We start from the raw sequence: 21,025 nt of genomic DNA, 5'->3' as shown, positions 1-21,025 counted from the left end.
AAAAAGAAACCTCGGGAAGTTCCCGGGGTTTTTTGTTAATCAGAATTAATGTTTCTCATTCCATAATAATTTCGTAATTTTGCAAAGAAAGTGCTATGCCTATACACGACAAAATAATAGAGACGGCAATCACCTTTGATGACGTTCTTCTAGTACCTTCATATTCTGAAGTATTACCAAATCAGGTTTCTCTAAAATCAAGACTTTCCGATAAAATCACCCTGAAAGTTCCTATCGTTTCTGCAGCTATGGATACGGTAACGGAAGCTTCACTTGCTATTGCATTAGCGAGAGTAGGAGGGTTAGGATTTATTCATAAGAATATGCCTATCGAGGAGCAGGCTAATCAGGTTAACAGCGTAAAAAGATCCGAGAACGGTATGATCTCCGATCCTGTTACACTATCCAAAGAGCATACTCTTGGAGAAGCTAAAGCGATGATGGCTCATTATAAAATCTCAGGACTTCCTGTAGTAGATAATGATAACAAACTGGTAGGTATTATTACTAACAGAGATGTGAAATACCAGGAAGATCTAGATCTTAAGGTTGAAGAGATTATGACAAAGAATAACCTTATTGTTTCTCATAAGTCAACAACTCTGGAAGAAGCAAAAGAAATTTTGTTAAAAAGCAGAGTAGAAAAACTTCCTATAGTAGATGCTGAAAACAAATTGGTAGGATTAATTACTATTAAAGATATCGACAATCAGCTGGAGTATCCTAATGCTAATAAAGACGGAAACGGAAGACTTATTGTAGGTGCCGGAGTCGGAGTTGGAGCAGATACAATGGACAGAGTGAAAGCTCTAGTTGTAGCTGGTGTGGATATTATTGCAGTAGACTCTGCACACGGTCATTCAGAAGGTGTTCTTGAAAAGATCAGAGAAATCCGGGCAGCATATCCGGATCTGGATATCGTTGGAGGAAATATTGTAACTGCTGAAGCAGCAAAAGCTCTTATTGAAGCTGGTGCAAATGTTCTGAAAGTAGGTGTTGGTCCGGGATCTATCTGTACAACAAGAGTTGTTGCAGGTGTAGGTGTACCACAATTATCAGCTATCTATAACGTTTACGAATATGCAAGAACACAAAATGTAGCTGTTATTGCAGACGGAGGTATTAAGCTTTCAGGAGATATTGTAAAAGCTATTGCAAGTGGGGCCGGAGCAGTAATGCTTGGATCTCTTTTAGCAGGAACAGAAGAAGCTCCGGGAGATGAAATTATTTTCCAGGGAAGAAAATTCAAGTCTTATCAAGGAATGGGATCTTTAGCAGCAATGAAGCGTGGTGGTAAAGAAAGATATTTCCAAAGTGAGGCTAAGAAATTTGTACCGGAAGGTATCGAAGGACGAGTTCCTTTCAAAGGTAAGTTAGAAGAAGTTATTTTTCAGCTTAGCGGAGGATTAAGAGCCGGAATGGGATACTGTGGAGCTAAAGATATCGAATCTCTTCAGAAAGACTCTAAAATGGTTCGTATCACAGGATCCGGACTTAAAGAATCTCACCCGCATGATGTAATCATTACGCAGGAAGCCCCTAACTACTCATTGTAAATTATATTTGATACAATAAATAAAAGCCAGCTGCACAGCTGGCTTTTTTGTTTGAATATTATTCCGGAAATATGAATATCTTTACGATAACTAATAATCATAATTCCTTAATTTATAATGAGAAATGTTTTCATTCAGCTCTGTCTGCTGGTAGGTACAGTATGTACTTTTTATAGTCAGGAAATTTCTGTAATTCCTAAACCCCAGCTGCTGCAGCAAAAGACCGGAAATTTTGTAATTGATCAAAATACAGGAATACAGTTAAATGGAGCGTCCGAAAAAGATGTTCAGCTATTTCTAACCCAACTGAGAAAAGCTTCGGGATACGCTTTGTCTGTAAAAAACGGAAAAGAAAATACAATAGTTTTCCAGTTGGATACAAAACTGAACTTGCCCAATCAGGATGGCTATACATTGGATGTGTCTGATAAAAATATTGTAGTAAAAGCAAAAAACGGGAATGGCCTTTTTTACGCTACGCAAACACTTAGACAGTTGCTGCCTGTCTCTGTAGAAAGTTCGGATAAAAAGGAAGCCCAGAATTGGACAATCCCAGCTTTAACAATTACAGATTATCCAAGATATGACTGGCGGGGATATATGAAGGATGTCAGCCGTACGTTTTATGGAGTGGATGTTGTGAAAAAGTATTTAGATCTGATGGCACTTTATAAGATGAATACTTTTCACTGGCACCTTACAGATGATCAGGGATGGCGTATTGAAATTAAAAAGTATCCTAAACTAACTTCCGAGCAGGCAACAGTATTTCACAGAACAGAAAATCAGCCGGCAGAAAGAAGTGGATTTTATACTCAGGAGCAGATAAAGGAAATTGTAGCTTATGCTAGGGAACGTAAAATAACAATTGTTCCGGAGATTGATGTTCCGGGGCACTCATGGCCTACAATATTAGCTTATCCACAGCTGGGTGTTAATAAAAACAGTTACCCATATTTTGTGTTTCCTTTCGTTTCTTCATGGGGGTATTGGGGAAATCAGTTTACACCGAATACCTTGGATCCTTCTAAAGAGGAAGTATATACCTTCTTGCAAAATGTTTTTACAGAAATAGCAGCATTATTTCCGGGTGAGTATATTCATTTTGGTGGAGATGAAGTCAGACATGTACTGTGGGAGAAAGAACCGCATGTACAAGAGTTTATGAAGGCACACCAGATTGGAAATGTAAAACAACTGCAGAGCTATTTTGTTCAGCGCGTTTCAGGTATTATCAAAAAGCTAGGCAAAAAGCCTATTGGCTGGAACGATGTATTGGCAGATGATAAAGGTTTGCCAAAAGAAACAGCTATTATGAGCTGGTTGGGAGAAGAAGCTATAAAAGATGCTGCAAGTCATGGATTTAAAGCTGTAGCAACACCCTATTCACATGTTTATTTAGATATTACACAGGCTGACAGAAATGACGGAACTCCGAGTGACCTGGCGTATAGTAATATTAATTCAATAGACAGGATTTATGCTTATGATCCGTCCGCAGGTTTAACTAAAGAAGAAGAAAAATTTGTATTGGGTATACAGGGGAATCTTTGGTCCGCATTGACACAGGAAGCTAAAGATATGAATGTGCATGTTTTCCCACGTTTATTAGCCATTGCGGAAACAGGATGGACATTACCAGCCAACAAAAATTTTGAGGACTTTAAAAAGCGTCTTTTAACAGGTGAAAAAAGATTGGATGAGTTGAAGGTCGATTATTATAAACCGGGAGGATATATAAGCGGGAAATGGGCTAAAAACGATATTAAAGAAGAATTTGCAGACCTTGCATTTGATGTTACTTCTAAAGTTTATACAAACGGAAGAATTGTTGCCGGTTTTTTCTATACCTCCGGTAAAAACTTTTTAGAAATCGATGGAGTTCAGTTACTGGAAAATGGTACGGTTATATCAGAAGACCTGCATCATTCATTGGCAGATACATTCAGAGGAACGAACAAAATAAAACCGTTCTATTATAATTTTAAGGTAGATCGGTATAATCCCAAAGCGAAATACACCGTAAAAGCAAAAGTACGAGGAGCAGGGGGAACAGATTCTAATGGAAACTTTACATTTAATCTTAGTCCTTATAAGCCGTTTACAGCTGTTGAACCTAATTAATAAAAAGCCTGAGATATTCTCAGGCTTTCTAATATGATTTTTTATAATTCCGAAGGACAAATTTTATTCCGGTTTCAATAATATCGCCCATTGTTTTACAATATTTGAAATTTACATCATAAGTCAATTTCTGTAATGCTGTTTTAAGCTCCTTAACATTAGCTTCCGGCGCAATATCTTCTTTTTTCATAATCGAAATCAGTTCATCGAATCTATTTTGGCTACTGGTGACTCTTTTTACGATCTGTGAACGTACTTCTTTCCGATACTGCTCTATGGAATTAGGTTTTAGTTTCTCCAGAACCATATTCACCATGACGCTGTTTTCTTTGAAATACTGAGGCAAATATACCTTTAAATTTCCTTCATAAGTCTGTTGGTCAAAATCAATGGGACGAATTCTGTATATCACCTGATCAAAATCGTGAACCGGGATAATCACATAATTGTAAGAACGCATATCTCCCAATAGCCCAATAAGACAACGTTCATTGAATTTTACAAATTCTTTGGAGATCTGGGCTTTTTCCAGTTCTGTACAATTAGACAGATGCTTCTTGATGAAGACATCACCCGGAATTCCCAGAATATGCTCTTCGATCAATGTATTTTTATGAATAAGAAAGTTAATTCTGTTTGGAGAAAGTAAATCCTCCAGCTCTAATCCGTATATCCGCGAGGCATCGGCCTGTTTGATATAGAAATTGGTGTAATTGTCATTCAGAATATTTCTTACCCGAATCCGAAAAGGTTTGGAGTTGCCAAAAGTACAGAAGTCTATTGTGTCTACCTTTAGATAAGGTAGGGTGGCCTCGTCTCCGTCTGAATGGAGTAGGGTATATATTTTATTCAGATTGGCTTCTATTTCCTGAAATTCGTGTTCAGGATAGAATACACCCAGCCATAGAGTGTCCTTACCTTCTTTATCCAGAATACTTACACTGTCACTAAACCGTAAAAGGTCTTCATACAAAAACTGAATTTTAGTAGTTCTGTTGTGTTTTTCCAGATATTGCTGTAAGGCCTCGGAAACAGGAAATATGGGTTTTCTAAAAGCGATCCTTACATCTTTCATTGCATTATATACTTTAATCTAAATATAGAAAATATTTGAATGCCTCATCCAACAATTGTTATTTAGCCAATAAGAAAAGCCACTCAACTGAGTGGCTTTGTATATTTTAAGGAATTTAGATTTATCCTTTGAATTTACCCATATTGATAAATTTCTCCTGTCTTTGTTCCATTAATTCTTTACCATTGAATTTCTTCAAAGATTTAATGTTGCTCAGGATTGTACTTTTTACATTCTGGAAAGCAACTTCCGGCTCGTAGTGAGCACCGCCAAGAGGTTCTTCGATGATACCATCGATTAATTTCTCTTTTAGCATATCCGGAGCAGTCAGTTTCATTGCTTCAGCAGCAACCTCTTTGTATTCCCAACTTCTCCATAAAATTGTAGAACAGTTTTCAGGGGAAATTACAGAATACCAGCTATTCTCCATCATGTAAACTTTGTTTCCTACACCAATACCTAATGCACCCCCACTAGCTCCTTCACCGATTACAATCGTGATAATAGGAACCGTCATACGACACATTTCATAGATGTTTCTTGCAATAGCTTCTCCTTGTCCACGTTCTTCAGCTTCAAGACCAGGGTATGCTCCCGGAGTATCTATCAGCGTAACAATAGGGATGTTAAATTTCTCTGCAAGCTTCATCAAACGAAGTGCTTTGCGGTATCCTTCCGGGTTAGACATACCGAAACGGCGATGTTGTCTTTCTTTTGTCGTTCTCCCTTTCTGGGTTCCGATAATCATTACACTTTGCCCTTCGATGGTAATAATTCCGCCTACCATTGCAGGATCATCAGCAAAATTACGGTCTCCATGAAGTTCTAAGAAACTTCCTTTGTCTGCAACTCCATTAATGAAGTCTAAAGCATAAGGTCTGTTTGGATGGCGGGAAAGTTGAACTTTCTGCCATGGTGTAAGCTTGCCGTAGATATTCTTCTTTTCAGCAATAATTTTATCTTCTAACTGGCTGCATGCCAATTTTACATCGATACCACTTTCTTCACCTACCAAAGAGCATTTGTCGTATTGCTCCATAAGCTCTTCAATCGGCTTTTCAAATTCTAAATATTCCATTCGTATGAATTCAAGGTCTCAAATTTAAGGATTTTTTATGGAATCCCTATTTTAAAGTTTCAATTGCTTTAGTTATTCTGGAAATAGTCTCTTCTTTTCCGATCATTTCCATAAGATCTGGTACATCTGGTCCCTTAAGTTCTCCAACTAAAGAAAGACGCAGAGGCATCATTACTTTTCCCATACCCAAACCTTTGGCTTCTGCTAAGTGATGGATACTTTCTTTAATAGTTTCTGCTTTAAAATCTACAGTCGAAATAGTTTCGGCTAATTCCTGCATTAATACAGCTGTTTCCGGAGACCATGCTTTTTTCGAAGCTTTTTCATCAAAAGATTCTGGTGCATGGAAAAAGAATTTACCATCATTATAGATATCTTTAACAAAGGTTGCTCTTTCTTTCATCAGACCAATTATTTTTAAAGCCTTTTCATCAGAAACTTCAACATTGTTTTCTGCCAGCACTTTTTTAAATTCAGGAAGGATAGCTTCATTGGGTGTCAGTTGCAAGTACTGCTGATTGAACCATTTGGCTTTTTCGGCACTGAATCTTGCCCCGGCTTTATGAACTTTATTAAGATCAAATTCTTTAATCATTTCATCCATACTCACAATTTCTTTATTGTCAGCAGGAGACCATCCCAACATGGCAACCATATTGATAAAAGCTTCTGGTAAATAACCTTCTTCACGGTAACCAGCAGAAGTGTTGCCCGTAGTCGGATCGGTAAAATTAAGTGGGAATACGGGGAAACCGAATTTATCACCATCTCTTTTGCTTAGTTTCCCTTTTCCTTCTGGTTTCAGGATAAGTGAAAGATGGGCAAATTCCGGTGCATCCCAACCCATTGCTTCATATAATAATACGTGAAGTGCCATAGATGGCAGCCACTCCTCACCACGGATAACATGGGTGATTTTCATCTCGTGATCATCGATAATGTTCGCAAAATGATAAGTTGGCATTCCGTCATTTTTTACCAGAACTTTATCATCCAGGGTATTAGTATTTACACTAAACTTCCCACGGATAATATCATTAAGATTAATGATCCTGTCTAATGGCATTTTGAAACGGATAACATATGGCGTTTTTTCTTCCAAAAGTTTTTTTACTTCTTCTTCAGGAAGAGAAATACTATTTCTTAGTCTGTTACGGGTTTCGTAGTTATAGGCAAAAACATCACCTCTAGCTTCAAATTCTGCGCGGATCTGATCCAGTTCTTCCGGTGTATCGAAAGCAAGGTAAGCATAATCCGTTTTCAGGATTTGTTCTGTATACCTGTCATAGATATCTCTACGTTCTGACTGACGATACGGAGCATAAGGACCACCATGTTTTGGACTTTCATCCGGAACCATACCAATCCATTCCAGAGCTTCCATAATGTACTCTTCGGAGCCCGGAACATAACGCTGAGTGTCGGTATCTTCAATTCTCAGGATGAAATCACCACCATTGTGTTTTGCAAACAGATAGTCATATAATGCTGTACGTACACCTCCCAAATGTAAAGGCCCGGTTGGGCTGGGAGCAAAACGTACCCGTACTTTTTCCATGTAAAAAAATTTGGTGCAAAGTTACGGAAAATGTAGTTTTGTACTATAGTGATGCTTATTATTTAGTTAGAATTAGCTTATATTTTGTCAAATAGTATATATTGATGGAGTAGAAAGAAGTTTCGTATTAATCTTGAAGCATTGTCTATTGATAGACAATATCTTATTTAGATATTTTGCATATAATGATGAGTTTCAGATTTCTAATAAAGTTATTTTAACAATATATGACAGAAGCCAATCCCAATCTAAGGAAGGCAATTTGCCTAATGGTTATAGGTGAAAAGTATGAAAAGCTTTACAATGAGAATAAGAATGTTTTTGAAGAATACTCTCAAAAGTGTGGGGCAGAGCTTATTTTAATAAAAAATCCTTTGGATAATGGTTTTAAAAGACCATTATTATCACAGAAACTTTTAATTCCTGACTATTGTAAAGATTTTGATATTGTAGCTTTTTTAGATTTAGATATCCTTATTTCACCGAAAGCACCTTCTATATTCAATTTTCTGCCAGAAAATAAAGACTTTGGAGCCGTACTTGATCCGAGAGAAACTAATGAATTTAAGAAAACATGGGAGCATATCCCAAGAATATTAGAAGAGACAACTGAAAAATATTTTACTGACAGGAATTTTAGTATCCCTATAGGAACAGAACTTCAAGGGAGTATAAATGGAGGTGTCTTTATATTTAGACCTAATATGGTTAGTAAAATATTTAATGATTATTATTTTAGTGATCATCAACAGGGAGATCTAAATAGTTTTGAAGAAGCCCCGATGGCGTTCTTGACCCAGGTAAATGATATTTTTCAACCACTACCATCGGAATTCAATGTCCAGATTATGTATAAGTATAACGGGACAGTAACAAAGGAAGATGATAGAAAACAAACAGGTGGTATTAAAAGATATTTTCATTCTAGGATAGCAAAAAAAAGAGGGTGGAGTATTTACCCGACAAATATCTATAAAGAGTTAGTTTCTGAGTTATATCAAAAAAACTATTTTATCCATTTTGCAGGTAGTTATCCAATTATTAAAAAGGATACCAAGAGCAAAATAAATCTTACATATGGTGTCACTGTATGCAATGAGTCAATAGAATTAAAACGATTACTAATATTGCTTATTGAAAATATAGATGCTGGAGATGAAATATTGGTTCTAAAAGATTCTTCTGTTGAAAGTAAAGAGGTAGAAGCTGTCTTACATGAGTTTAAAAACGATATTAGATTAATATATCGTCCTTTAAATAGAGATTTCGCAACTTTTAAAAATAGTCTGATTACTGCGGCAGCTAAAGATTATCTTTTTCAAATTGATGCAGATGAAGAACCTAAAATATCATTAATTAAAAACCTGAAAAGATATTTATTAGACAATAAAAAAGTTGATGTATTTAATGTTCCAAGGATTAATACCGTTATAGGAATCACTCCGGAACATGTTAAAAAATGGAATTGGGCTGTAGATAGTAATAATTATATTAATTTTCCTGACTATCAGCAAAGAATATTCAAGCTAAATAAAGGTATTGTTTGGAAAAATAAAGTGCATGAGCATTTGTCTGGGTTTAAAAAACAAAACACTTTGCCCATAGATACAACTGATTTTTGTTTGTTGCACGAGAAAATTATAGCTAAACAAGAACAGCAGAATAATTTCTATGAAACATTGGTATAATTATATTAGAATAATTTGGAATGAAAATAAAAGTTATTTTTGATATATGGTTAATCGGAGATTCAGCAGATGCCCTCAAAACGGGTATCTACAGAGTTGCCGATTTGCTATTTAGAAATTTGTATTCTCAAAAAGAAATAAAACTTTTTTATGCAAATGATGGTTATATAACCGGAAAATGCGCCAATGAAAATATAGCTGTTTATTTACATGAAAAAGAAATTAATATTGAAAGGGCTAATACAAGAAAAAGAAGAAAGTTTGTTCCTTTTAGAAAAGAAAAGCTTTTCCGGTTTCTTTATAAGAAAATTAATATTCATGAATATAAGGTCAGTTACAATAAGAAAGTAATAAAAGAAGCTCAGATTTTTCATTCTCCTTATTATCCGATTCCTCAATCTATAAGTAAATTCAGACACATAAAAAAGGTAATAACAATTCATGATCTGATTCCTATATTATTCCCGCAATATAATGTTACAACTGAGATGTTAAAGGAAATTGTAGAGAGTATTGCAGACAATGGGTATGCAATATGTGTGTCGGAAAATACAAAGAAAGATCTTCTGAAATATGAACCCAGAATAGACCCGAACAGAGTTTTTGTAAGTTTATTAGCAGCTTCTCCCGATACATTTTACGTATGTAAAAATGAAGAAAAACTTCAAAGGGTTAAAAATAAATATAACCTGCCTCAAAAATATTTTTTAGGGCTTAGTACAATAGAGCCTCGGAAGAATATAACCCATACAATCAGATGCTTCATTCAGATGATTACAACTCATAATATTGACGATTTAAGTCTGGTTCTGGTAGGGGCTAAAGGCTGGATGTATGATGAAATATTTGAAGAATATGAAAATACAAATCATTTAAAAGATAAGATAATCTTTACGGGGAGAGTTGAAGAAGAGGATCTTGCAAGTATATATAGTAATGCCTATTCATTTTTTTATATGTCTTTATACGAAGGATTTGGATTGCCTCCATTAGAAGCTATGCAGTGTGGTACACCAACAGTTACATCTAATACTTCTTCTTTGCCCGAGGTAATTGGTAATGCAGGGATTACATTGGATCCAAAAGATGAAAATGCATTATGTGATGTAATGTGGACTTTATACTCCGATCAAAATCTAAGAGAAAACTTATCCTTTAAAGGACTTCAAAGATCAAAATTATTTTCATGGCAGAAGTGTGCAGAGGAGCATGTAAACATATATAAAAAAATACTTGATCACATTTAATCAAGTATTTTTTTATCTAACGGCCTTTTATTTTTTTTAAAAATTCATTAACCTTTTTCCTTGCTTTATTGTACAGCCCTTTTTCCAAATAAATAACCCTTTTTTCGAGAATCTTGTTTTCACTCATTAGCTTTACAAGATTGTCTTTTACATGGGTTTCATCTCTTTCTGGTAGAATGAAATTTTCAATAACATTCAATCTCGTTTTCATTTTCATTCCAATGGTATGCAGGGAGAGTTGTTTGTTGATGTCCAATTTTGCTTGCTCACCTATTTTCTTTGCATATTCCTGATTATTGAAAACAAAATTCATCATTTCTGCAGCGTGATCTGTATCAGGCTCAGACCAATAATTATCTTTAGGTAAAACGCCCAAATCATCTTCTTGTTTTACTATTTTATATTTAACAAGAAATGAGTTGTTGGTAGTCATGTAATCAAGGTTTCCGGAATATCCGGTTGCAATTACAGGTTTGCCCAATGCCATAGCTTCTGCCATAGTCAGCCCAAAACCTTCTGATCGGTGCAGAGAAATATAACAATCAGCCTGATTCATTAATGCAAGTAATTCTCCCCTCCGAAGCATTTCTTCTTTGTAAATGATACTTTTATTATCTCCAATTCTGGATAATACTTTTTCTTTTGCTTTTGGATGGTGATTGGGAATAGATGTCTTTAAAATAAGCTTTACATGCGGGTTGTTTTTTCCAAAAGCTTTTTCATATGCATCAATAAGTCCAAGCGTGTTTTTACGCTCTATAAGGCTGTTATAATCGAAAACGAATAAAAAATTATAACAATCTTTTGATAATCCGGTTTCAAAATTTTGATCAATATCTTCTGTTCCAACGTTAATTGGATGAGGAATATTAATGACAGGAATATTAGATTTCAAAGAAATAGAATCTAAACAGTATTTTGAACAAGTCCATATCTCATCATAATATTTGAAATATTCTGTGTAAACTTCTGGGAAAATTTCCAGCTCCCAGGCCCAGTAACCAATATTATATTTGCCTTTAAAAAAATCCGAAGATTTTTCTTGTAAAAAGCTTCCAATAGTATCCATGTTGACATGAACAATGTTGATAGGATGATCATTTATATTATCATCATAATTAACAGAATTGTCATTAAGACGATGTCTGAGATGTAAATTAAAATTAATAGGTTTTGCCGGGATATCAACAGTTTTTAAAGCTTTTAAATTGTTACGAATTGCTTCTCCAAAACCAATTTCGGCATTGAAAAAACCAGACATATTCACACCCAAAACCTTTTTGTCTTTTTCCATATTAAGTTATTGCGAAAATTTGTTTTATCTTGTTTTCAAAAGCAGTTTCTTCAATAAGAACCGCCTTTTTATAGGTTTCAAAGTTACTGATATGTTTAGTGTAATTGTTTAGAATATCTTCAATTTTTTCTATAATATGTGGAATGTTTTTTTCACTAAAATTGAATTTATATTCATCAGGAATCATCAGATCCTCATAATATAGAGAAGATCCATTTTTGCCCGAAATGATACAGCAATCCTGTGATACAGATTCACGCAGCATTTTATCTCTGCCGGGATTCTCACCAAAATCAACATACAGTAAAGATTTTGCCATCAAATCTTTTATTTGATGGGCATTCATATTTTGTATGGGAATCCAGACTAATTCCGGAGAGTTTTTAATCAGCTCGGATATTTCTTTTTTACCCTTTTGGGGATTATATAATATAGTTCTGTTTGTTACGTCTTTTTGGATCTCCTTGTTATTTTTTAAAAAAATAGGATTGATATAATCACAAACATAGTCTATTTGATCTTCAGGAATTTTATGATCCTTTATATAAATAGAAGATCTATATGATTGTGCCCATTGAAAAACATTAGGCAACTGTTCAAAATTGTATTCCCTGTCTTTTTGCTGATAGAATAATTTGGAAAAAATATTTTGGCGGCGGATTCTTAGATCCATTAAGATTTTATAGAAGTCAACACTTAACCACCAGATTATTTTCTGAGACTTTGGATATTTTTTTACTAAGAAGGTCATAGACTCTGGGATAATCAGTATGTTTTCTTGATTGTCCTCTATTGTGTCTATTTCCTGTGTATTATATATCGAATAGCTTTGGGGCTTAGCATTTTTCTTTTTGGGTAAATAAGACATGAAAACATTTCTGTTTCCTAAGCGTAGTAATTTGTCAGATAATTGGTGCAAAGCTTCTGGTCCACCGGTAACTTTCTGAGGAGGGCAAAATATTATAACCTTAGACTGTTGTGTATAAGCAATCATATTTAAAGATTCAGTGTAATGAATATAATTAAGATTTTATGTCAAAGGTAGATTAAAGACCCTTTCAGTCCATTGATTCAGCGTATATTTATTATAATATTCTTTTGCAAGCGCATTATAAGGTTTCTGAAAGAAGTCTGAATTTATATTAGTCATATCTTTATCCAAAACTAATATATTATCAGGATTATAAAAATCGTAATTTTTTATATTTTCGTTATCTGTTATAATTTTCTTTTCCAAAGCAATTGCCTCAAAAACTCGAAAACTTAATCCATTCTGTCCTTCTCGCATAAGCTCCAGAATTGCGGTGCAGTTTTGATAAGATTCTATCATATTTCTGGGATCGGTTCGCTGTGTTCTAAAAGTAACAGAAGAACTTCTAACAGGGAAAAATTTTGTTTGTAATATTTTTTTCCATGCCTTTTTTCCAACAATGATAAATTGAGATTTAACTTTTAGTTCTGCTAATTTTTTGTCCAGTACGCCTATCTGTCCCAGTCGTTTTTTATCATAAGAAGTAATGTAAAACAAATCATTAGATGGAGACTGGTTTTCTTTTGGCAGATGAGAAAGATAAATATAGTTTGTTAGTTTTTCAAAGCCATGCTTTTCTACGTCCGAATCATCGAAAGAAAAAATCTTATCAAAATAATGGAGTTTGTCTTCTACAGGAAATCGTCCAACACTATCATAGAGATATGTAATAAGTCTGTCAGTATATTTTTTTACAATTTCCAGAGTTGCAATGTCCATTGAATCCGGATTTAATACCAAAATCTGATCCTGTTTACCAAGAGCCTGGAGTGATTGAATAATAAAACTCTGGCGCTTTTCGTATTTCAAATTTTTCTTCAGAAATACTTTGCTAAGGGCATTGACAGCCTTGTCTTTGAAGCTTGCATGAGTCAGCGCCCCAATATTGATGTGGTGTGCATCAACTCCTTTATTGGAAAGAGTTTCAACTATATATTGGTCGTAATGCCAGTAATCAAAACTTATGACGCAAATTTTCATTAATTCGTTTTATTTTTTGTTCCGTACTTCTTTCGAAGATTCTAGTGCTACTAATAAGATGGCTTTGATGAAAAAAGGTTGCGTTGTTTTTTCATTATTTTAGCTAAAATAAAATTATTTAGCTTATCTAGATAAACGAAAACAAAACTATTTTCTGATGTATGAGGATATATTTTATTAAAAAATTATAATATTCGGTACGTAATAAGGGATAGTTAATATAAAACAGAAACCTATAATTTTTGATATCCATGGTTTTATTCTAAATTTGTCCCACAGAAAGGAAATTTATCATAATTTTCAAAACTTCATATGAATACCTCCCTTAAATGAATATAGTATACTTAGTTTTTGGTAATAATCTGGATCATTATCAACAGGTGTATTTTTCTATATACACTGCATTTGCCTATAAAAATCCGGCAGATAAAATTATTGTTATAGCAGAAGATACTTCATTGTTCAGTTCTTTTGAGGATAAAATAGAAGTAATACCAATAAATAGAGAAACGATAACAGAGTGGGAGGGGGAGCATAAATTTTTCTGGCGGGTTAAAATTAAAGCGCTGGAATTAATTGCTAAGAAGTATCCACATGAATCTATTCTTTATTTAGACGGAGATACCTTCTTCTACCAGAGAACAGATAAGCTATCAAAAAGTTTACAAAGTGGGCAGAACCATATGCATGTAAAAGAAGGAAAATTATCTGTGCTTTCTTCTAAAACTGAAAAGTTGATGTGGCAACAGATGAAAGGGAAGACATATCATGATATAAGAATAGATGAAGCTACGAGTATGTGGAATGCTGGGTTGATAGGTATCTCTAATCAGCATTTAGAAAGTTTGCAACTTACCTTAGATGTTAATGATGCATTGTGTGCCGATAACGTTACAAGGCGACTTATCGAGCAGATGGCTTTTTCTATAGGACTGAATGAGTACTCTGTATTGCAGCCTGCAGATGATACTGTGGGACATTATTGGGGAAATAAGCAACAATGGAATACAATAATTGATCATTTCCTGAAAGAAGCTTTCATGAAAAAATATTCTTTTGAACAGATTATAGATAGGGTTAAAGAAATGGATTTGCTACAGAACCCTATCTGGGTAAAAGAGTCCAATACTCAGAGAAAACTCAGAAGCTTCATAGATATCTTTTACAAGGATAAAAAGCCTGTTTATGTTATCACAAAATGAAACCAATAAAAAAAGCTAAAGTAGATACTTTAGCTTTTATTTTTAAGTGTCTGATAGGTTTCATCAACATATAAACTCTGGAGATAACTGATTTTTAATCCATCAATTCCGTCGAGGATACCTAACTTTAAAAAGTAGGTTTTAATAAATTTAAATGCAACTTTGCTCCAGTGAGTAAAAACAGAATATTTATTTCCTTTCTCTATAAGCTCAGTACCTTTTAATAATCCATAATACATCATTTTCTTTTTAAAAGATTCGAAATTTTCAAAAGAATAATGCAGTAATTTATGTTTTAAAATTCCAGTACTTCCTTGTACTTCAAGTGTTTCATGTACTTTTTTTGTTTCTGTATAAAAAGCTTTCGATTTTCGGAAAAGTCGGAAGTTTTTATCATTCTGAGTTCCTGAAAAATTTATTTTCTTTTGGCCTACAAAAAAGATTCTGTAGATATAATAAGCATCTTTAGAGTCTTTGTTATTTATGGTCTCAATAATTTCTTTTTCAAGATCAGGAGTTGTCCGCTCATCACCGTCAAGAAAAAATACCCAGTCGTTTTCAGCTAAAGAAAGTGCCTTATTCCGCTGTTTAGTATAATCAACGAATTCTTGTTGATAAACTTTAACTTTTGGATTTTTTTGAGCAATTTCCACTGTTTTGTCTGTGCTGAAAGAATCAACAATAATAATCTCCTCACAGAAATTAAAACAGCTTAAAACAGCCGCAATATTGCGTTCTTCATTGTAAGTAATGATTAGCCCACTGACTTTTTCCATGCAGGAAAGTTATAAATAAAATATAACTTATTAAAACTCTAAAATCGTTTTCTCAATAATTTTCACACAGTCAAGTAATTGTTCTTCAGTAATTACTAAAGGTGGTGCCAGACGGATAATATTACCATGAGTTGGCTTAGCTAATAACCCGTTTTCTTTAAGAGCTAAGCATAGATTCCATGCTGTAGAGCTGTCCGGTGCATCATTAATAAGAATAGCATTTAATAATCCTTTTCCTCTTACTTTAGTAATCAGATCCGTTTTCTCTATTAGTTTTTCAATTTCACTTCTGAATAGATTTCCTAATTCTTCTGCTCTTTCGGATAATTTTTCGTCTTGTACAACATCCAGGGCAGCCATTGCTACTGCGCATGCCAATGGATTTCCTCCAAAAGTTGATCCGTGCTGTCCAGGCTTGATGACATCCATAATATTGTTGTTCGCTAAGACAGCAGATACAGGATACATTCCTCCGGACAAAGCTTTACCCAGAATAAGAATGTCTGGCTGAACATTTTCATGGTGACATGCTATTAATTTACCTGTTCTGGCAATTCCTGTTTGTACTTCATCTGCTATGAAAAGAACATTGTATTTTTTACAAAGTTCAGATGATTGCTTCAGGAATCCTTCATTAGGAACATATACACCAGCCTCACCCTGAATAGGTTCAACAAGAAAAGCTGCAATATTTCCTGCTTCTTTGCTTAGAACTTCTTCTAATGCAGCAATGTCGTTATAAGGAATACGAATAAAACCAGGAGTGAAAGGACCATAATTTTGGTTTGCATCCGGATCATTGGAAAACGATACAATAGTTGTTGTTCTTCCGTGGAAGTTATTTTCACATACAATAATTTTTGCTGCATTTTCAGCAATCCCTTTTACTTCGTAACTCCATTTTCTTGCTAGTTTTACTGCTGTTTCAACAGCTTCGGCTCCGGAGTTCATTGGTAAAACTTTATCGAAACCTAAAAGAGATGTTATTTTTTGCTCGTATTCTCCTAGCTTCGAGTTATAAAAAGCTCTTGAAGTTAACGCCAATTTGCTTGCCTGATCAACAAGTGCCTCTACAATTTTGGGATGAGAGTGTCCCTGGTTAACAGCCGAATATGCAGAAAGAAAATCATAGTATTTTTTGCCTTCTACATCCCATACGAATACACCTTCTCCTTTGTCTAAAACAACAGGTAATGGGTGATAATTGTGTGCTCCGTGTTTCTCTTCAAGTTCAATGAAATATTCTGAATTTTTAATTTCTGACATAATATTTAAAGTTTGAGTGACGAATTTACGGTTTCTATTTCGCCTTCACAAATTCGTTTTTTTAGACATAAAGTGCATGATTATTTGGTGAATGATGTAGATTTCGTATTTAATTCTGATGTAAACAAAAATGGCAGGAACTAATTCCTGCCATTCTTTATTTTGTATGTATATATCACTTTAGAAGTGATTTTCATAATTTTTATCCATCACAAAGCTTTCCATGAACTTTGTTGTATAATTTCCGGCAATGAAGTCTTCATTATCCAGAAGTTGTCTGTGGAATGGAATAGTGGTTTTTACTCCTTCAATATAAAATTCCTCTAAAGCTCTTTTCATTTTTGCAATAGCTTCTTCACGTGTTTGTGCAGTTGTAATAAGCTTAGCAATCATAGAGTCGTAGTTAGGTGGAATTGCATATCCGGAATAAACGTGAGTATCTACTCTTACACCGTGTCCACCAGGAATGTTTAATCCTTTTATAACACCTGGAGAAGGACGGAAATCAGCATATGGATCCTCTGCATTAATTCTACACTCTATAGCATGAAGCTTAGGGTAGTGATTAATACCAGAAATAGGAGTTCCTGCAGCTAATAAGATTTGCTCTCTGATAAGATCATAGTCAATTACTTGCTCTGTAATAGGATGTTCTACCTGGATACGGGTATTCATTTCCATGAAGTAGAAATTTCTGTGTTTATCCACAAGAAATTCAATTGTACCAACGCCTTCATATCCAATGTACTCTGCTGCTCTCACAGCTGCGTTACCCATTTCTTCACGAAGTTCAGGAGTCATAAAAGGAGATGGAGTTTCCTCAATCAGTTTCTGGTTTCTTCTTTGGATAGAACAGTCTCTTTCAGAAAGGTGACATGCTCTTCCGTTTTGATCTCCTGCTATCTGGAACTCAATATGACGAGGCTCTTCAATAAGCTTTTCCATATACATACCTCCGTTTCCGAAAGCTGCTACAGCTTCCTGAATTGCAGAATCCCAGTGATCTTTAAGGTCTTCTTCTTTCCATACAGCACGCATCCCTTTACCACCACCACCTGCGGTAGCTTTGATCATTACCGGATAACCAATTTCTTTAGCAATCTTTACAGCATGCTCATAAGAATCGATAAGTCCGTCGGATCCTGGAACACATGGGATACCTGCAGCTTTCATTGTAGCTTTAGCTGTAGCTTTATCTCCCATTTTTTCAATTTGCTCCGGAGTAGCTCCGATAAATTTAATACCGTTCTTCTGGCAGATTCTGGAGAAATTAGCATTCTCTGAAAGGAATCCATAACCAGGGTGAATAGCATCTGCATTAGTAATTTCTGCTGCAGCAATAATATTAGGGATCTTTAGGTAAGAATCTTTACTTGGTGCAGGTCCTATGCATACAGCTTCGTCTGCGAAACGCACATGTAAGCTGTCTTTATCTGCTGTACTGTATACAGCAACAGTCTTAATTCCCATTTCTTTTGCAGAACGCAAAATACGCATGGCAATCTCACCTCTATTGGCAATTAATATCTTTTTGAACATTGTTTCGAAATTTTAAATTTTAAATTCTGAATCTTAAATTATTTTAAATACAAAAGCATCTAAAATTTATAATTTTTAATCTAAAATTCCTTAAGAAGGATCTACCAAGAATAAAGGTTGGTCGTATTCAACTGGTGAAGCATCATCAACAAGGATTTTTACAATTTTACCACTTATTTCTGATTCAATCTGGTTGAATAATTTCATTGCTTCGATAACGCAAACTGTATCTCCTGAAGAGATAGTATCACCTACATTTACGAACACATCTTTATCCGGAGATGGTTTTCTGTAGAAAGTTCCGATCATCGGAGATTTCACAGCTACATATTTGCTGTCGTCATTATCAGCAGCTGGTGTTGTAGCTTGTGGAGCAGATGTTACAGGTGCAGTAGCCTGAGGAGCTGTTTGTTGGAAAACTGGCTGTTGAGGGATGTAAGTAACACCTTCTGCAGCAGCGCTTGGAGTTTTGATGTTGATTTCAAAATCCTTTGTTTTATACTTTACTTCAGACACTCCGGCCTTAGCAACAAACCTGATCAGGTTCTGTATATCTTTAATATCCATAAAAATAGTTTTTTAGGGGTCAAATATACGAAATAACAACAAAAAACCATTCAATTTCATGGAAATCGAATGGTTTTTGTATAAATTTCAGAGAAAACCGGGTATTAGTTTTCTTCTGTAGTTTCAACTTGTTTTTCAAGTACAACTTTACCTCTGTAGTAAAGTTTACCTTCATGCCAGTGTGCTCTGTGATAAAGGTGAAGTTCTCCAGTTGTAGCGTCTTTAGCTAACTGTGGAGCTACAGCTTTGTAGTGAGTTCTTCTTTTATCTCTTCTAGTAGCAGACTGTCTTCTTTTAGGATGTGCCATTGTCTGATATTTTTAATATTTTTTAATTCTTGTTTTAGTTAATTTTTGCCCTTTAATTTATTAAGTGCTGCCCATCTTGGATCAATATCACCTTCTTCATTTTCTTCTGCCTGATCCTCTTCAACTTCTTTCGGGCTGTATTGGTCCAGAGCTTCCAAATCTTCTTCTGTTAAATTGGGAGAAAGTTTCTTCATCGGTATTGCTAATACTACAGCTTCAAATATAAGTTGTGAAATATTGAACTCATATTCATTCTGCGGGATTACAATAACCTCTTCATTGCTATCGTCATATTCTTCTCCGAATTTCACCAATACTTTTATATCATTATGTATTGGGTGACTAAATTCTTCATTGCTGATGTCGCAGGTTAACTGAACTGTTCCTTCAACTTTAATTTCAAATTCTAAAAAAGTTGAGTGTTTGTCCAACATTGCTTTCACTTTAAGATCAGCTTTGTCAAACTCTTGTTCAGTGTCAAATAAATTAAAGAACTCCTGTTTTACATCAAAAATAAACTCGTGTTTACCGTTTTTTAAACCTGTAAATGCGATATTGTAGTTTCTGATTTTCTCCATAAAAATGGTTTGCAAAAATAAATTAAATAATTGAGATTACAAAGTAAATTATTCATTTTCTTCAGGTAAGTCTTCATCTACTCCGTTGGCATCGAAGGTTTTCTTCGGCTGTAACTTGTTTTGAAGTAGTTCCTGATATTCTCTTCTGTTCTGGAAAATTTTTATTCCGGAAAAAATAGCTTCTTCAAAAGATTGTGCATCTGCAATATTTTTTCCCGCAATATCATAAGCTGTTCCATGATCAGGTGACGTTCTTATAAAAGGAAGACCAGCACTATAATTTACTCCTTCTTCATAGGAAATAGTCTTGAAAGGAGTAAGTCCTTGGTCATGGTACATTGCTAAAACAGCATCGTAAGCTTTATACTTTTCGGGCTGGAAAAAGCTGTCCGCAGGAAAAGGTCCAAAAGCCAGAACTCCTTCATCAAATAATTTATTGATAGCAGGGGTGATAATTTCTATTTCCTCTTGGCCTATGCTGCCTCCGTCTCCTGCATGTGGATTTAGCCCTAAGATAGCAATTTTAGGTTTCTGAATGCAGAAATCCTCGCGTAATGTCTGATCCAGTGTTCTGACTTGTTTTACAATTCTTTCCTTGGTAATCTTAGAAGCAACTTCTGCAACAGGAATATGATGTGTAGATACAGCAACCTTTAAATCTTCAGTTACCATAAACATCAACGCTTTCTGCTTGAACTTAGCTTCCAGATATTCCGTATGTCCTGTATAACTAAATCCTTGCTTTAGCATTTCGTCCTTGTTAATAGGTGCTGTAACCAGAACGTCAATTTCACCTTTCATTAAGGCTTCAGTTGCAGCTTCCAGAGACTGAATTGCCAAGGCGGTAGATTCTTCAGTTGGTTTACCAAACTCAATGTTTACATTGTCTTTCCACAGGTTTAGAATATTGATTTCGCCATGCTTTAGCTGCGATAATTGTTGTATCAGGTGGTAATTCTGATTGACTTTGAAAACATTTTTCTGGTAGGAGAATAGTTTCCCGGAACCAAATATGACCGGAGTGAAAAAATCCAGTATAGATTTTTCCTTCAATGTTTTAATGATGATTTCCGGTCCAATGCCGTTAAAATCCCCTATAGAGATTCCCACACGTATTTTATGATGCTTAGCGCTCATTTTTTGCTATCTTTGAAGATA

Annotated in this window: 18 protein-coding genes; 5 read left to right on the top strand and 13 right to left on the bottom strand. The window is 34.7% G+C overall.

Translation table 11 applies throughout. The annotated features are described in order from the left end of the window. Positions 1-95 precede the first annotated feature (95 nt). Together guaB and AYC65_RS15980 are read left to right on the top strand one after the other, a co-directional pair. Positions 96-1,556: an IMP dehydrogenase gene (guaB, locus tag AYC65_RS15985; RefSeq protein WP_034868039.1), complete on the top strand. Its 1,461-nt coding sequence runs from the start codon at positions 96-98 to the stop codon at positions 1,554-1,556. A 117-nt stretch (positions 1,557-1,673) separates the two neighbouring features. Beyond that, the gene (locus tag AYC65_RS15980) at positions 1,674-3,680 is read left to right on the top strand and encodes a beta-N-acetylhexosaminidase (RefSeq protein WP_034868036.1); all 2,007 of its coding nucleotides are present in this window, start codon (positions 1,674-1,676) and stop codon (positions 3,678-3,680) included. Positions 3,681-3,708: 28 nt separating this feature from the next. Here AYC65_RS15980 and AYC65_RS15975 read toward each other — a convergent pair whose 3' ends face one another. The 3 genes from AYC65_RS15975 to gltX all read right to left on the bottom strand — a co-directional run bounded on the left by AYC65_RS15975 (position 3,709) and on the right by gltX (position 7,391). Further along, positions 3,709-4,755: a hypothetical protein gene (locus tag AYC65_RS15975; RefSeq protein ID WP_034868034.1), complete on the bottom strand. Its 1,047-nt coding sequence runs from the start codon at positions 4,753-4,755 to the stop codon at positions 3,709-3,711. Between the two features lie 121 nt (positions 4,756-4,876). Then, positions 4,877-5,833 (bottom strand): acetyl-CoA carboxylase carboxyltransferase subunit alpha, encoded by a 957-nt coding sequence (locus AYC65_RS15970; RefSeq protein ID WP_034868033.1) that lies wholly within the window; start codon positions 5,831-5,833, stop codon positions 4,877-4,879. Between the two features lie 46 nt (positions 5,834-5,879). Then, positions 5,880-7,391 (bottom strand): glutamate--tRNA ligase, encoded by a 1,512-nt coding sequence (gltX, locus tag AYC65_RS15965; RefSeq protein ID WP_034868031.1) that lies wholly within the window; start codon positions 7,389-7,391, stop codon positions 5,880-5,882. 227 nt (positions 7,392-7,618) lie between these two features. Between gltX and AYC65_RS15960 the strand changes: the two genes are divergently transcribed. Together AYC65_RS15960 and AYC65_RS15955 are read left to right on the top strand one after the other, a co-directional pair. Then, positions 7,619-9,079 carry a glycosyltransferase gene (locus tag AYC65_RS15960; RefSeq protein ID WP_078674694.1) on the top strand — a complete coding sequence of 487 codons (1,461 nt, stop codon included), beginning with the start codon at positions 7,619-7,621 and terminating at the stop codon, positions 9,077-9,079. 20 nt (positions 9,080-9,099) lie between these two features. Further along, positions 9,100-10,326, top strand: a complete 1,227-nt coding sequence (locus tag AYC65_RS15955; RefSeq protein WP_052114633.1) for a glycosyltransferase family 4 protein — start codon at positions 9,100-9,102, stop codon at positions 10,324-10,326. 16 nt (positions 10,327-10,342) lie between these two features. On the opposite strand, the gene AYC65_RS15950 is transcribed toward AYC65_RS15955, so the two are convergent. Genes AYC65_RS15950 through AYC65_RS15940 form a run of 3 tightly spaced genes read right to left on the bottom strand, consistent with a single transcriptional unit; the run spans position 10,343 to position 13,631 of the window. Further along, a complete protein-coding gene (locus AYC65_RS15950) occupies positions 10,343-11,620 on the bottom strand; it encodes a glycosyltransferase family 4 protein (protein WP_034868027.1) in 1,278 nt (425 codons plus the stop codon). Position 11,621: 1 nt separating this feature from the next. Beyond that, positions 11,622-12,614 (bottom strand): hypothetical protein, encoded by a 993-nt coding sequence (locus AYC65_RS15945; RefSeq protein WP_034868025.1) that lies wholly within the window; start codon positions 12,612-12,614, stop codon positions 11,622-11,624. A gap of 36 nt (positions 12,615-12,650) precedes the next feature. Next, positions 12,651-13,631, bottom strand: a complete 981-nt coding sequence (locus tag AYC65_RS15940) for a WaaS/CpsH family glycosyltransferase (RefSeq protein WP_034868023.1) — start codon at positions 13,629-13,631, stop codon at positions 12,651-12,653. A gap of 329 nt (positions 13,632-13,960) precedes the next feature. On the opposite strand from AYC65_RS15940, the gene AYC65_RS15935 reads away from it, so the two are divergent. Continuing rightward, positions 13,961-14,833: a hypothetical protein gene (locus tag AYC65_RS15935; protein WP_034868021.1), complete on the top strand. Its 873-nt coding sequence runs from the start codon at positions 13,961-13,963 to the stop codon at positions 14,831-14,833. 29 nt (positions 14,834-14,862) lie between these two features. On the opposite strand, the gene AYC65_RS15930 is transcribed toward AYC65_RS15935, so the two are convergent. From AYC65_RS15930 to pdxA, 7 genes are all read right to left on the bottom strand, one after another. After that, positions 14,863-15,609: a glycosyltransferase family 2 protein gene (locus AYC65_RS15930; protein WP_034868018.1), complete on the bottom strand. Its 747-nt coding sequence runs from the start codon at positions 15,607-15,609 to the stop codon at positions 14,863-14,865. A gap of 30 nt (positions 15,610-15,639) precedes the next feature. After that, positions 15,640-16,875 (bottom strand): ornithine--oxo-acid transaminase, encoded by a 1,236-nt coding sequence (gene rocD, locus AYC65_RS15925; RefSeq protein WP_034868015.1) that lies wholly within the window; start codon positions 16,873-16,875, stop codon positions 15,640-15,642. A gap of 180 nt (positions 16,876-17,055) precedes the next feature. Continuing rightward, positions 17,056-18,414: an acetyl-CoA carboxylase biotin carboxylase subunit gene (gene accC, locus AYC65_RS15920; RefSeq protein WP_034868012.1), complete on the bottom strand. Its 1,359-nt coding sequence runs from the start codon at positions 18,412-18,414 to the stop codon at positions 17,056-17,058. Positions 18,415-18,504: 90 nt separating this feature from the next. Continuing rightward, a complete protein-coding gene (gene accB, locus AYC65_RS15915) occupies positions 18,505-18,981 on the bottom strand; it encodes an acetyl-CoA carboxylase biotin carboxyl carrier protein (protein ID WP_034868010.1) in 477 nt (158 codons plus the stop codon). A 104-nt stretch (positions 18,982-19,085) separates the two neighbouring features. Then, the gene (gene rpmF / locus AYC65_RS15910) at positions 19,086-19,289 is read right to left on the bottom strand and encodes a 50S ribosomal protein L32 (RefSeq protein WP_034868008.1); all 204 of its coding nucleotides are present in this window, start codon (positions 19,287-19,289) and stop codon (positions 19,086-19,088) included. A 38-nt stretch (positions 19,290-19,327) separates the two neighbouring features. Continuing rightward, positions 19,328-19,867, bottom strand: coding sequence for a YceD family protein (locus AYC65_RS15905; RefSeq protein WP_034868005.1), 540 nt, complete (start codon positions 19,865-19,867; stop codon positions 19,328-19,330). Positions 19,868-19,915: 48 nt separating this feature from the next. Then, on the bottom strand, positions 19,916-21,004 hold the full coding sequence (pdxA, locus tag AYC65_RS15900; RefSeq protein WP_034868002.1) for a 4-hydroxythreonine-4-phosphate dehydrogenase PdxA: 1,089 nt from the start codon (positions 21,002-21,004) through the stop codon (positions 19,916-19,918). Positions 21,005-21,025: the final 21 nt, after the last annotated feature.

This window comes from Elizabethkingia bruuniana, from assembly GCF_002024805.1.
Taxonomy (GTDB): Bacteria; Bacteroidota; Bacteroidia; order Flavobacteriales; family Weeksellaceae; genus Elizabethkingia; species Elizabethkingia bruuniana.
Note: the sequence above shows the minus strand (reverse complement) of the source record. Positions and strands in the feature narration are given on the sequence as shown.

Bases quoted from the DNA above. Each gene is read 5' to 3' on its own strand.
- AYC65_RS15950 (WP_034868027.1), bottom strand. From the start codon at position 11,620: ATGGAAAAAGACAAAAAGGTTTTGGGTGTGAATATGTCTGGTTTTTTC.
- AYC65_RS15955 (WP_052114633.1), top strand. From the start codon at position 9,100: ATGAAAATAAAAGTTATTTTTGATATATGGTTAATCGGAGATTCAGCA.
- AYC65_RS15905 (WP_034868005.1), bottom strand. From the start codon at position 19,867: ATGGAGAAAATCAGAAACTACAATATCGCATTTACAGGTTTAAAAAAC.
- AYC65_RS15980 (WP_034868036.1), top strand. From the start codon at position 1,674: ATGAGAAATGTTTTCATTCAGCTCTGTCTGCTGGTAGGTACAGTATGT.
- rocD (WP_034868015.1), bottom strand. From the start codon at position 16,875: ATGTCAGAAATTAAAAATTCAGAATATTTCATTGAACTTGAAGAGAAA.
- AYC65_RS15930 (WP_034868018.1), bottom strand. From the start codon at position 15,609: ATGGAAAAAGTCAGTGGGCTAATCATTACTTACAATGAAGAACGCAAT.
- AYC65_RS15970 (WP_034868033.1), bottom strand. From the start codon at position 5,833: ATGGAATATTTAGAATTTGAAAAGCCGATTGAAGAGCTTATGGAGCAA.
- AYC65_RS15945 (WP_034868025.1), bottom strand. From the start codon at position 12,614: ATGATTGCTTATACACAACAGTCTAAGGTTATAATATTTTGCCCTCCT.
- AYC65_RS15975 (WP_034868034.1), bottom strand. From the start codon at position 4,755: ATGAAAGATGTAAGGATCGCTTTTAGAAAACCCATATTTCCTGTTTCC.
- rpmF (WP_034868008.1), bottom strand. From the start codon at position 19,289: ATGGCACATCCTAAAAGAAGACAGTCTGCTACTAGAAGAGATAAAAGA.
- AYC65_RS15935 (WP_034868021.1), top strand. From the start codon at position 13,961: ATGAATATAGTATACTTAGTTTTTGGTAATAATCTGGATCATTATCAA.
- AYC65_RS15960 (WP_078674694.1), top strand. From the start codon at position 7,619: ATGACAGAAGCCAATCCCAATCTAAGGAAGGCAATTTGCCTAATGGTT.
- gltX (WP_034868031.1), bottom strand. From the start codon at position 7,391: ATGGAAAAAGTACGGGTACGTTTTGCTCCCAGCCCAACCGGGCCTTTA.
- AYC65_RS15940 (WP_034868023.1), bottom strand. From the start codon at position 13,631: ATGAAAATTTGCGTCATAAGTTTTGATTACTGGCATTACGACCAATAT.
- accB (WP_034868010.1), bottom strand. From the start codon at position 18,981: ATGGATATTAAAGATATACAGAACCTGATCAGGTTTGTTGCTAAGGCC.
- pdxA (WP_034868002.1), bottom strand. From the start codon at position 21,004: ATGAGCGCTAAGCATCATAAAATACGTGTGGGAATCTCTATAGGGGAT.
- accC (WP_034868012.1), bottom strand. From the start codon at position 18,414: ATGTTCAAAAAGATATTAATTGCCAATAGAGGTGAGATTGCCATGCGT.
- guaB (WP_034868039.1), top strand. From the start codon at position 96: ATGCCTATACACGACAAAATAATAGAGACGGCAATCACCTTTGATGAC.